This window comes from Streptomyces sporangiiformans (assembly GCF_005768555.2).
GTDB classification, from domain to species: Bacteria; Actinomycetota; Actinomycetes; order Streptomycetales; family Streptomycetaceae; genus Streptomyces; species Streptomyces sporangiiformans.
On sequence record NZ_VCHX02000071.1, the window covers coordinates 72,966 to 85,262 of the forward strand.

The 12,297-nt window shown below is 68.6% G+C and carries 9 protein-coding genes; 7 read left to right on the forward strand and 2 right to left on the reverse strand.

What is annotated here, in order from left to right; genetic code table 11:
• Window positions 1–7: 7 nt before the first annotated feature.
• The 6 genes from FGD71_RS07155 (at window position 8) to FGD71_RS07180 (ending at window position 7,848) form a co-directional block, all read left to right on the forward strand.
• Complete coding sequence (locus FGD71_RS07155; RefSeq protein WP_119099539.1) at window positions 8–1,249, forward strand: aminotransferase class V-fold PLP-dependent enzyme; 1,242 nt, start codon at window positions 8–10, stop codon at window positions 1,247–1,249.
• 41 nt (window positions 1,250–1,290) lie between these two features.
• Entirely contained in the window at window positions 1,291–2,583 is a 1,293-nt protein-coding gene (locus FGD71_RS07160) for an ABC transporter substrate-binding protein (RefSeq protein WP_119099540.1), read from the forward strand.
• A gap of 2 nt (window positions 2,584–2,585) precedes the next feature.
• Window positions 2,586–3,569, forward strand: a complete 984-nt coding sequence (locus FGD71_RS07165) for a carbohydrate ABC transporter permease (RefSeq protein WP_119099541.1) — start codon at window positions 2,586–2,588, stop codon at window positions 3,567–3,569.
• Window positions 3,566–4,402, forward strand: coding sequence for a carbohydrate ABC transporter permease (locus tag FGD71_RS07170; RefSeq protein WP_119099542.1), 837 nt, complete (start codon window positions 3,566–3,568; stop codon window positions 4,400–4,402). Before FGD71_RS07165 ends, FGD71_RS07170 begins: the two co-directional genes overlap by 4 nt.
• 166 nt (window positions 4,403–4,568) lie before the next feature.
• Window positions 4,569–6,095 carry an NCS1 family nucleobase:cation symporter-1 gene (locus tag FGD71_RS07175; protein WP_119099543.1) on the forward strand — a complete coding sequence of 509 codons (1,527 nt, stop codon included), beginning with the start codon at window positions 4,569–4,571 and terminating at the stop codon, window positions 6,093–6,095.
• Window positions 6,096–6,279: 184 nt separating this feature from the next.
• Entirely contained in the window at window positions 6,280–7,848 is a 1,569-nt protein-coding gene (locus FGD71_RS07180) for an ArnT family glycosyltransferase (protein WP_119099544.1), read from the forward strand.
• 96 nt (window positions 7,849–7,944) lie between these two features.
• Here the strand turns inward: FGD71_RS07180 and FGD71_RS07185 are convergent, their stop codons facing one another.
• Both FGD71_RS07185 and FGD71_RS07190 read right to left on the reverse strand, forming a co-directional pair.
• Window positions 7,945–9,135, reverse strand: coding sequence for a 3-deoxy-7-phosphoheptulonate synthase (locus tag FGD71_RS07185; RefSeq protein WP_276147121.1), 1,191 nt, complete (start codon window positions 9,133–9,135; stop codon window positions 7,945–7,947).
• A 58-nt stretch (window positions 9,136–9,193) separates the two neighbouring features.
• Window positions 9,194–10,609, reverse strand: a complete 1,416-nt coding sequence (locus FGD71_RS07190; protein WP_162931053.1) for an acyltransferase — start codon at window positions 10,607–10,609, stop codon at window positions 9,194–9,196.
• Window positions 10,610–10,908: 299 nt separating this feature from the next.
• On the opposite strand from FGD71_RS07190, the gene rfbH reads away from it, so the two are divergent.
• Window positions 10,909–12,210, forward strand: a complete 1,302-nt coding sequence (gene rfbH, locus FGD71_RS07195; protein ID WP_119099547.1) for a lipopolysaccharide biosynthesis protein RfbH — start codon at window positions 10,909–10,911, stop codon at window positions 12,208–12,210.
• Window positions 12,211–12,297: the final 87 nt, after the last annotated feature.

Below are 12,297 nucleotides of genomic sequence, written 5' to 3' on the forward strand. Positions count from 1 at the left end.
GAGTCATGTGAGCGAGACCGAGGTCACCACCGCACCCAGCCCCCTCCTGCTGGCCGACGGCCGACCCGCGGCCCGGGGCTGGTCGCTGGACCCCGCCCTGCGGCACCTGAACCACGGTTCGTTCGGAGCAGTCCCCCTGGTGGCGCAGGAGTCGCAGAACCAGCTGCGCGCGGAGATGGAACGCTCCCCGGTGGTGTGGTTCCCGGCACTGCCGCCACGGCTCGCCGCCACCCGGGTCGACCTCGCGGCCTTCCTGCGGGTCGCCCCCGACGACGTCGCCCTGGTGCCCAACGCGAGCGCCGGCGCCAGCGTCGTGTACTCCGGCCTCACCCGCAGCCGCGGCGGGGAGATCGTCGTCACCGACCACGGCTACGGGGCCGTGACCATGGGCGCCGAGCGGCTGGCCCGGCGCTGGGGCGGCCGGGTCCGCACCGCCCGGGTGCCGCTGGACGCGGACGAGCGGCAGGCGTACGAGGCCGTGGCCGCCGAGTTGAGCGAGGCCACCGACCTGATCGTCGTCGACCAGATCACCTCGGCGACGGCACGCCGGATGCCGGTGGAGCGGATCGGCGCGGAGGCCCGACGGCGCGGCATCCCGTTGCTCGTGGACGGCGCACACGCCCCCGGTCTGATCGCCGCCCCGCTCGCCGGCGTGACGGGCGACTTCTGGGTCGGCAACCTCCACAAGTGGGGCTGCGCACCACGCGGCACCGCGACGCTCGTCGCCCGCGGCCCCTTGCGTGAGCAGCTCTACCCGCTGATCGACTCCTGGGGCGCCGCCGATCCGTACCCCGACCGCTTCGACCAGCAAGGCACGGTGGACGCCACCGCCTATCTGGCGGCGCCGACGGCACTCCACTTCATCGAGCGCACCTGGGGCTGGGAGACCGCCCGCCGCTACATGGACGACCTGGCCGGCTACGCCGAGCAGGTCATCGGCGCCGCGTTCGCCGAACTGACCGGAGCGAACGGCCCCGTCGGCGTCGGCATGCCCGTCCCCGGCATGCGGCTGGTGCGGCTGCCCTCGGGCCTGGGCACCAGCCGCGTCGAGGCCGACGCGCTGCGCGACCGGGTCGCCGAGGAGCTGGGGGTGGAGGCGGCCTTCACCAGCTTCGGCGGCGTCGGCTATCTGCGGCTGTCCGCACACGTCTACAACACCGCCGCCGACTACGAGTACTTCGCCGAGACCTGCGTCCCCGTCCTCGGCGAGTGGGCCCGCACGGCCCGTGAACAGCACAGCGCGCCGTAGCCAAGGAAGAGCCAGGAAGAAGCAAGGAAGAGGTCAGCACTATGAGAAGAAGGACGGCAGCCGTCGCCCTCGGTACAGCCGCCACGATGGTTCTGACCGGCTGTTCCACCATGAGCCCCAGCGCGGGCGGAACAGTCACCCTCAACATGGTCGAGAGCCTGACGAACCCTGCCCGCACCGATCTCCTCAAAGGCCTGATAGCGGACTTCGAGAAGAAGAACCCCAAGATCAAGGTCAACCTGGTCTCGCCGCCCACCGAGCAGGCCGACCAGAAGATCCAGCAGATGCTCCAGTCCGGCAGCGGTGTGGACACCCTCGAGGTGCGGGACATCACCGTGGGGCCGTGGTCGAACAACGGCTGGCTCTACGACATGAAGAAGGACCTCACCGGCTGGAAGGGCTGGCAGGCCATGACGGAGAACGCCGTCAAGGCCTCCGAGGACGCCGCGGGCAAGACGTACTTCGTCCCCTACGGCTTCTACGGTCTGAGCCTGTTCTATCGCTCCGACCTGATCAAGGACGCCGGCTTTGACAAGCCTCCGGCCACCTGGGCCGAACTGCTGAGGCAGGCCTCCGCCGTCCACGACCCAGCGGGGCGCCGGTACGGCTATGCCTTCCGGGGCGGGGCCAACGCCAATGGCAACGCCGCCGCGATCATCGAAGCCTACGTCGCCGACCAGGTCGACCCCGCCAACGGCTACAAGCTCAAGGACGGCAGCACGATCTTCTCCGCGCCCGGGGCGCTCGACGCCATGGAGACCTACCTCAAGCTCTTCAAACAGGCATCACCCAAGTCGTCCGTCGCCTGGGGCTATCCGGAGATGGTCGAGGCCTTCTCCAACGGATCCACGGCCTTCCTGCTCCAGGACCCCGAAGTGATCGCCACGGTCTCGGAGTCCAAATCGATCACGAAGACGCAGTGGAGCACCGCCCCGCTGGTGGCCGGCCCCAGCGGCAAGACCGTCCAGCCGCTGGCCACCGCCGGCTGGGGCGTCGCGAAGGGCAGCAAGCACAAGGCCGAGGCCGTCAAGCTGGTCGAGTTCCTCTCCGAAGGCAAGGCATCGACGACCTTCACCAAGAAGAACAGCCTGGTGCCGATCCTCAAGTCGGCGACCGAGGACCCGTTCTACAAGACCGGCCCATGGTCCAGCTACGTCACCATGACGGAGCAGCCGGAGAAGTACCTCGTCGTCACCCAGCCGCGCGGCGTCGCCTGGTGGACCGAGTGGCAGCAGAAGGCCGACGCCGACGTCCAGAAGATGATCCTCGGCAAGCTGACGCCCAAGAAGCTACTGGCCGGCTGGGACACGTACTGGACCGAGAAGTGGAAGTAGACATGACCGCCGCTTCCACCACGGCGAAGACGAGAGCGAGGTCCGGGCGCCCTTCCCGCAAGGGGGGCGCCCCGCCCGCCCACGGCGCGCGCCGCAGGCGGGAGTTCACCACCCGCCGCGGCCTGCTCATCGCCGCCTTCATGGCACCGGCCGCGGTCTTCGTCGCCGTCTTCACTTACTACCCGGTGATCGCGGGCAGTCAGATGGCCTTCCGCAACTGGAAGCTGACGGATCTCACCGACACCTCCTGGGTGGGCCTGAAGAACTTCCGCGACGTGTTCACCGACCCCGCGTGGGGCACCGTGCTGGCCAACACCGCTGTGTGGGTGGTCGGTTCGATCGTGCCCCAGTTGGTGATCGGCTTCGCCCTCGCCCTGTGGCTGCGCCGCCGGTTCCGCTTCCGCGGTGTCTACCAGGCACTGGTCTTCTTCCCCTGGGCGATCTCCGGGTTCCTCATCGGCATCCTCTTCCGCTGGCTGTTCAACAGCGAGTTCGGCGTCGTCAACGACCTGTTGCAGAAGGCCGGGCTGATCGACGAGCCGATCGCCTGGCTGGCCGATCCGCACAAGGCGATGGTCGCCGTGCTGATCGCCAACATCTGGTACGGCGTCACCTTCTTCACGATCATGATCCTGGCGGCGTTGCAGTCGATCCCCGACGAGTTGTACGAGGCGGCGGCACTGGACGGTGCGGGCAAGGCACGCACGCTCTTCCAGATCACCATCCCGTACATCCGGACCACGTTGGCGCTCACCGTGCTGCTGCGGATCATCTGGATCTTCAACTTCCCCGACCTGATCTTCGGGATGACGGGCGGCGGACCCAACAACGAGACGCACATCGTGACCACCTGGATGATCAAGATCACCCAGCAGGGCGACTACGGCAGGGCATCGGCCCTGGGCCTCCTCGTGGTGGCCGGGCTGTTGCTCTTCGCGACGTTCTTCCTGCTGGCCACCCGCGAGAAGCGAGAGGTGAGGCCGTGATCGGCAAGGAAACCACGGCCGGACGGACCGTCAAGTTCGCCTTCCTGGGCCTGTGGCTGCTCTTCACCGTCTTCCCGCTGTACTGGATCACGGTCACGTCGCTCAAGGCGCCAGGCGACATCTTCGCCTTCCCGATCGCCTACTGGCCCGAGCACTTCTCACTGGAGAACTACAGCGAGCTCTTCGGCACGGCCGACTTCGGGACCTACCTCACCAACAGCCTCGTCGTCGCGACCGTCGCGGGCGCGGTGGCCACGGCGATCTCGATGCTGTCGGCGTACGTGCTGGCGCGCTTCGAGTTCCGCACCAAGTCCGCCCTGCTGATGGCCGCGCTGGTCACCCAGATGATCCCCGCCTTCATCGCGCTGGGTCCGCTGTACCTGCTCATGACCGACCTCAGGCTGGTCGACAACCGCCTCGGGCTAATCCTCGTCTACATCGCCGTGTGCATCCCGTTCTGCACGGTGATGCTCCGCGGCTTCTTCGAGAACATCCCGGACGCACTGGAGGAGGCCGCCATGATCGACGGACTCTCGCGGTTCGGGGCCCTGTTCCGGGTGCTGCTGCCGGTGATGCGTCCCGGGATCGTGGCCGCGTTCATCTTCAACTTCGTCAACTGCTGGAACGAGCTGTTCCTTTCGGTGACGCTGATGAACAGCGACACCAACAAGACCATCCCCACGGCCCTGAACGGCTTCATCTCCAGCTTCAACATCGACTGGGGCTCGATGTCCGCGGCGGCCGTGCTCACCATCCTGCCCACGATGCTGCTGTTCGCCTTCGCCAGCCGCCATATCGTCCAGGGGCTCACCTCCGGCGCGGTCAAGGGATAAGGGTGTAGCCCCTGGGCGGGTCCTGAAAATGGAAGAGAGTTTCCGTTGACGTGCCTGTTACTCGCGCGCTATTCCTGAGCAACACATGCACCGTTCCCTGACCTGCGACATCAGCAGTGCGGCGCCAGGCCGGGACGGAGATGTCTCCCAGCAAGGAGGACAGGACATGACGGCCACAGACAGCGCGGGCGGGGACAGATCCACCGTCCCGCAGGGGTACTCCCCCCGTCTCTACAACGAGGATCTCGCCCCGGCCACCGAGCGCAAGTGGGGCGCGTTCAGCATCTTCAACGTCTGGACCTCCGACGTACACAGTCTGTACGGCTACTTCCTGGCCGCCAGCCTGTTCCTCGTCGCCGGAAACACCTTCAAGTTCCTCATCGGCATCGGCGTCGGCTCGCTGATCATCTACTGGCTGATGACCCTCATCGGCAACGCGGGTGTCAAGACCGGTGTCCCCTACCCCGTCCTCGCCCGCGCCTCGTTCGGCACCTTCGGCGCCAACGTCCCGGCACTCGTCCGTGCCGTGGTCGCCACCTTCTGGTACGGCGCCCAGACCAGCGCCGCCGCCGGCGCCATCGTCGCCTTCCTCGTCCGCTACGACGGCCCCCAGCACCTGCACGAGACCAGCAGACTCTTCGACCACAGCGGCCTTGAAGTGCTGTGCTACCTCGGTGTGTGGGCCGCCCAACTGCTCATCATCAGCAAGGGGATGGAAACGGTCCGCCGTTTCCAGGACTTCGCGGGACCGGCGGTCTGGCTGATGATGCTGGTCCTGGCGGTCGCGCTGTCCGTGAAGGCCGGGGCGCTGGACTTCTCCGTCGACATGCCGGGCGACGACCTGGCCGCGCTCGCCAAGAGCGCCACCGGGCTCGACGTCAGCCCGGGCTCGCTCGCCGCGATCGCGGCGATAGCCGCGACCTGGGTGACCTACTTCGCCGCCCTGTTCCTCAACTTCGGTGACTTCGCGCGCTTCACCCCGGACGAGAAGACCCTGAAGAAGGGCAACGTCTGGGGCCTGCCCGTCAACCTGATCCTCTTCTCCCTCGTCGCCGCGATCACCACGGCCGCGGCCAGCAACGTGTACGGCGAGGTCATCCTCGAACCGGCCAAGATCTCCGCCAAGTTCGACAGCGCGTTCCTCGTCCTGCTCGCCGCCCTGACCTTCGCCGTGGCAACGCTCGGCATCAACGTCGTCGCCAACTTCGTCAGCCCCGCCTTCGACTTCGCCAACGTGGCCCCGAAGTACGTGACCTTCCGCAGGGGCGGCCTCATCGCCGCCGTCATCGCGCTTCTGCTCTACCCGCTCCACCCCTGGGACAACGCCCCCAGCTTCGTCAACGCCATCGGCTCGACGATGGGCCCCATCTTCGGCGTGATCGTCGTCGACTACTACCTCATCCGGAAGGCACAGCTGCACGTACCCGCTCTGTACGAGGAGGGCGGGGAGTTCCGCTTCCAGGGCGGCTGGAACGTACGCGCCTTCGCCGCCGCCGCGGTGGGCGCCGTCTTCTCCAGCATCCTTCCCACCTACGGACCGTCCGGATACGGGGCGACGCTCGGCCCGTACTCCTGGTTCATCGGAGTCATCGTGTCCGGGGTGCTCTACTTCGCCTTCAGCGGAGGCAAGAGCCCGCTCGCCACCCCGGCTGCCGCCATGCACGGGGAATCGGACGTCGCCAAGGGATCGTAGGCAACGGCTTGCCCCCGGTCATCCGAGTGCGCGCACTCGGATGACCGGGCTCTGCGCGGTCCGTCGCCTGCCGGGGCGGGGGCCGCTTCGGCTCGGTGCAGCTGGGGTTACTCCTTAGCATTAGCAATCTCCCTATAGGGCACGCGTTTACGGTGAGGCTTCCCCCCGACTTGGAGGCCGCTCCATGACCTTGCTATCCGGACGGCGCGACGACGAACAGTCGCCGGTGAGGGAGCCGAAGGGAGACGGGGACGTTCCTCCGCTGGCCCGCAGACCGGTCTTCGCGCTCGCCGCGGCCGTCGCGGCGCTTCTGCTGCTGGTCAGCAACCGTTTCGGATACGCCGGCGACGAACTGTATTTCATCGTCGCCGGCGGACACCCCGACTGGAGTTATGCCGATCAGCCGCCGCTGCTGCCGCTGCTGTCGCATGCGTTGGACGTGGTCTCCGGCGGGTCGCTGGTCGCCCTGCGAGCCCCGTCGGCCCTGATGGCCGCGGCAGGCGTGGTGATCGCGGCACTGGTCGCCCGGGAACTCGGCGGGCGCCGCGGAGCCCAGGTGCTGACCGCGGCCGCCTGTGCCCTCGCACCGATCACCCTGCAGTCCGGGCACCTCTTCATCACCAACTCCGTCGACGTCTTTCTGGCAACCCTCTCGTGCTGGCTGCTGGTGAGGTGGGTCAGGCTGCGCGACGACCGTCTGCTGCTGGCGACGGCCGCGGTGGTGGCCGTCGAACTCCAGGTCAAGTACCTCGCGGTCGCCTTCTGGGCGATGGTCTTCGCCGGCGCGCTGCTCTTCGGTCCCAGAGAGCTGCTGCGCCGGCCGAAACTCTGGATCGGTGTGCTGCTGATCGCGGTCGTCACCGCCCCCGCCCTCGTGTGGCAGGCAGGGCACGACTGGCCGCAGCTCACCATGTCGGAAGTGATCGCCGACGAGGTCGCCGAGGCGGGTGAGGGCGGCATTCGGATGGTGCCCGCGGTGCTCGCGTCCGCGGGGATCCTGGGGCTGGTCCTCCTCGTCCACGGGCTGGTCCGGCTGATCGGCTCGCCCCGTCTGCGGCCCTACCGTTTCCTCGGCTGGGCCTGGGTCGGTCTTGTGGTCGTGTACGCGCTCTCCGGCGGGCGCGGTTACTACGCCGCTTCCTATCTCGTAGTGCTCTGGGCCGCGGCAGCGGTCGACCTGCAGGACAGGCATGTGCTCCGCCGGGCACGATGGCGGTGGTGGGTCGCGGCACCGCTGACCGTGCTGTCCCTCGCCCTGATCCCCCTGATGCTGCCGCTCTATCCGCGGGACAAGCTGGCCGACACCTCGGACGGGGTGTCGATGGAGACCGTCGGTTGGCCGGAAATGGCGGACACGGTGGACGGGATCTACCGGGCTCGGCCCGCCACGGAACGCCGCAACACAGTGATCATGACGGACCGTTACGAACAGGCGGCCGCCCTCGATCGCTACGGCCCCTCCCGGAAGCTGCCCCCCGTCTACAGCGGGCACCGCGCCTACTGGTACTTCGACCATCCCGCGGACACGACCCGTCATGTCATCTACGTCGGCGCGGATGCCGACTACCTCGACCGGTTCTTCGGCACGGTGCGGAAGGTCGGGGAGGTGGACAACGGTCTCGGAGTGCCCAACATCAACCAGGGCATGTCTATCTGGTGGTGCGACGACCCTCGGCGGCCGTGGGCGGAGCTCTGGCCCGAGTTCAAGCACATGGCCGCGGTCACCAACCGAGGCGAGCCCCTCGCCGAGTAGTTCCCCGGCGGGATGTGAGTGACGGCAACGGCGTTGCACGAAGTACCCCGTTGACCTCCACGGTGGAGGTCAACGGGGTACTTGGTGCGGCGCCGTTCACGACCAGGCAGAGAGCAACTGCGCGGCCTGTCGGGCGTTGAGCCTGGGGTCGCAGAGCGATGAGTACCGGTCCTCCAGGCAATGCGGTGTCGGCGCGTCCGCGACGCACTCGGTCACGTCCTGCGGTGTGGCCTCCAGATGGAGTCCGCCGGCGACACCGCCGGCCGCGGCCACCGCCTCCCGGAAGCCGTGGATCTCACGGACCATGGTCGCCACGACGCGTGTCTTCCGACCGCCCGGAGCGACGACCGTGTTCCCGTGCATCGGATCGCACAGCCAGATCACCGGATGCCCCTCGGCCCGCACGGCCGCGACCAGGGCCGGCAACCGGTCGGCGACGAGATCGGCGCCCATGCGGGCGATCAGGGTGAGCCGGCCCGGTTCGCGCAGAGGATCGAGCCGGGCGCACAGGGCGGCGATCTCGTCCGTTCCCATCGTGGGGCCCACCTTGCAGGCGACCGGATTGACCACCTCGGCGAGCAGTCCCACGTGGGCGCCGTCCAACTGGCGCGTGCGTTCCCCGATCCAGGGCCAGTGGGTCGAGCCGAGCCAGCGGGTGCCGTCCGCGCGCTGACGGACCATCGGCAGCTCGTAGTCCAGGAGCAGGGCCTCGTGACTGGTCCACGTCCTCGACCCGGCCGGGTACGTCGACCCGCCGGACGGGCACCAGCCGAGATGCCGCATGGCATCGCTCGCCGCGAGATGACAAGCCAGGATGCGCAAGGGGTCGGCGACACGGCTGCGCAGGTCGGGCTCCGGGCTGTTGACCATGTGCCCGCGGTAGACCGGCAGAGTGAGGCCGCCGATCTCCTCCATGGGCTTCGAGCGGGGTTTGGCGAACTGGCCCGCGATGCGACCGACGCGCAGGACGGGCGTGCGCGTCTGCTCGCTCAAGGCCGCGGCGAGCCGGTCGAGCAGCGCGGACTTCCGCCGGACGTGTGCGACGGTGCACTCCCGGGGATCCTCCGCGCAGTCGCCGGACTGCACCACATGCGCCTCGCCGACGGCCACCCGGGACAGCAGGGAGTGAAGGGTGAGCACGTCGTCCGCGCGGACCAGCGGCGGACGTGACGCCAGGATCTCCTTCACGCGGCCAAGCTGGTCGGCGTCCTCCCACTGGGGCTGCTGAAGGGCCCGAGCCCGCGCGGGCCGTCGCGGCACGATCGTCGGCGATGTCCCGGACGTCACGCCGTCGCGCCTTCTCCTCGGCACCGCCCACGGCACGCGCACTGGTTCGCCGCCGTCCTCATGCGCTGCGGTCCTTCTCCCGTGGCACGCCGGCATCCGGAGGCACGCCGGCGTCCGGACGCGCGGGTGCGTGGGCGTGCAGACGCGCGTTCCAGGAGGGAGCGCCGAAGACCTGGGCCTTGTCCTGAGGGATGCTCAGATGCACGTCACGTCCCTCGTCGTCCTCCGGTGTCGGGGTGATGAAGACATTCCACGGAATGGGGATGGGCGGGTACTCGAACCAGAAGGGCCGCCCACTGCCGAGGTCGATCCGGTACACCGGAAACCGTCCCACGTTGTTCAGCGAGACCGTGCCGTCGAAGGCGTCCAGTGCCATACGGCTGAGCACCTGGCGTGAACGTCCCGCACTCCGCTGGGCCGCCAGGAAGGCGATCTCCTTGCACAGGTGTCTCTCGGTGACCTCGCCGATCGCGGTGCGCACGGCCGAGGCGACGTCCGCCAGCGACGCGGCGGCCAGTTCACCGGAGCTCAGCGTGGCCGTCGTATTGGTGACGGCGTTGCCGCCGAAGCCGTCGGGCAGCACGTCGCGCAGCGCCGAACGGATGTCCACGATCACGCCGAGGCGCTCGGCACTGTTGTCGGGCCGCGCCCGCAGCTCCCCCAGGACCTTCCACACATGGGCCGCGAGGGCGTCGCCGGCCGACACCCACTGCCCCGTGCCGGCGAGCGGCGCCGCGGCAGCCGCCTTGATGGCACGCACCTCGTCGCCGGGAAAGCGCACGGTGAGATGGCGCACCCGGCGCGAACCCGCGTTGACCCGCCAGAGGAAGCGGAACTTCTCCCGTCTGCGCACCGCGACGTACTGCTCGCTGTGCTCCCTGGCCGCCCGCGCGGCGAAGATGCCGAGTCCGTCGAGCGTGTTCCGTCCGTGCGGAGGGGCCTGGTACGGAAGTCCGTGGTGTTCGCGGGACCAGTTCTGGAGAAAGTCCATGAAGCCGCTGAGGTCGGTCACCCCGTGGTTGAAGGTGACGCCGAGCACCGAGCCGCCCCCGCGCATCTGTGTGATCTTCACCGTCAGCAAGGGGGTGTCGTGTCCGACGACCGCGAAGGGATTCACCCGGTGCAGGTACCTGCCCAGGTCGGACTTGGCCGATCTGCCGATGCCGTAGTCGGGCATGGGGAGGTCCGAATGGACCTCGGCGAACAGCGCGCCCGCGTCGTTGCACACGAGGTCGATGCCGCCGTCGGGGTTCCGTTCCATCCGCCCGGCGAGCGGTGGGTGGCGCGCCAGCGTGCGGGCCAGCGAATCCCGCACGGCGGCGGTGTCCAGGCCCTCGCGGTAGTAGAACGTGCACCCGACCGCGAACGTGCCGGGCAGCAGGTCGTACACACCCATCCGCACCCGTTCGCCGGTCGCCCGGCCCGCCCGCACGACAACCGGGCGTTCACGGGACCGCGACAGGGCAGAGGGCATGCTCATCACACCTCACGGTTGTCCGGCCTGGGCATGAGAACGCGGCCGGGACGGATGTCTGGGCGCCTCAGCCTCACAGCGGGCGTACGAGGAAATCCCTAGACCCCCGGGCGGCCGCCGAATGGGACGGATGCTCTTGGTGGTTCCCTAGAGCTCGCGGGCACTGCTGGCACACAGGCGGGGCCGCGTGCTGGGCTGGACTTCCCGGTCGACCGATCCGGGCGCGGGGAATCCGGTCCGCACTCCCGGTGCAGTGCGCGGCCCGGAGCCCGCTGTCCTAAGCAGGAGGCCCGCTGCCGATGAGGAACGCAAAGTCCGAGATCCTCGATCAGGTGCGCAAGTACCACCGGAACACCGCGGGAGCGGAGTTCATCCCCGATGTCACTCCCGTCCTGGCCTCGGGCGCGGTTCTCGACGAGGACGACCGTGTCGCGCTGGTCGAGGCGGCTCTCGACATGCGGATCGCCGCGGGTACCAGCTCCCGCGCGCTCGAACGCGCGCTGGCCAGATACTTCCGGCTACGCAAGGCCCATCTGACGAACTCCGGTTCCTCGGCGAACCTGTTGGCTCTCGCCTCGCTCACCTCACCACAACTGGGCGACAGCCGACTGGTGCCGGGCGACGAGGTGGTCACCGTCGCGGCAGGCTTCCCCACCACGGTCAATCCGATCATCCAGAACGGACTGGTACCGGTCTTCGTGGATGTCGAGCTCGGCACATACAACGCCACACCCGAGCGGATCGAGCAGGCGATCGGCCCGCGCACCCGGGCGATCATGATGGCCCACGCACTCGGGAACCCCTTCGCCGTCGAGGAGATCGCACAGCTGGCGCGGGACAGGGACCTGTTCCTCATCGAGGACAACTGCGATGCGCTGGGCAGCACTTACCGGGGCCAACTCACGGGGACCTTCGGCGACCTGGCCACCGAGAGCTTCTATCCGGCCCACCACATCACGATGGGCGAGGGCGGGTGCGTACTCACCGACAATCTGGCGCTGGCGCGCATCGTGGAGTCACTGCGCGACTGGGGTCGCGACTGCTGGTGCGAGCCCGGTGAGGACAATCGCTGCTTCAAGCGCTTCGAGCAGCAGATGGGCACCCTGCCGCCGGGTTACGACCACAAGTACATCTTCTCGCACGTCGGATACAACCTGAAGTCGACCGATCTGCAGGCGGCTCTGGGGCTCAGCCAGCTCGGCCGGATCGACGAGTTCGGGAAGGCCCGCCGGCAGAACTGGACACGGCTGCGGGAGGCGTTGGACGGACTGCCGCACCTGCTGCTGCCCGAAGCCACGCCGGGCAGTGATCCGAGCTGGTTCGGCTTCACGATCACGGTACGGCCCGACGCGCCGTTCGCGCCCCGTGCCCTCATCGACCACCTGGAGTCCCGCCGGGTGGCCACCCGGCGGTTCTTCGCGGGGAACCTCACCCGGCATCCGGCCTACGAGGGGCGGGAGTTCCGGGTGAGCGGCCCGCTGGCCAACAGCGACATCATCACCGAGCGCACGTTCTGGATCGGCGTCCACCCGGGGCTCTCGAACGAGATGATCGACCACAGCATCGCGGCGGTCAGCGAGTTCGTCACCCTGCCCTTCTGACGCCCTGCCCTTCTGACGTCCTGCCCTTCTGACGTCGCCGGCGGTCAGGAGGCCGTCCACCCAGAGGGCCGCCCGCCGCGCAAGCCC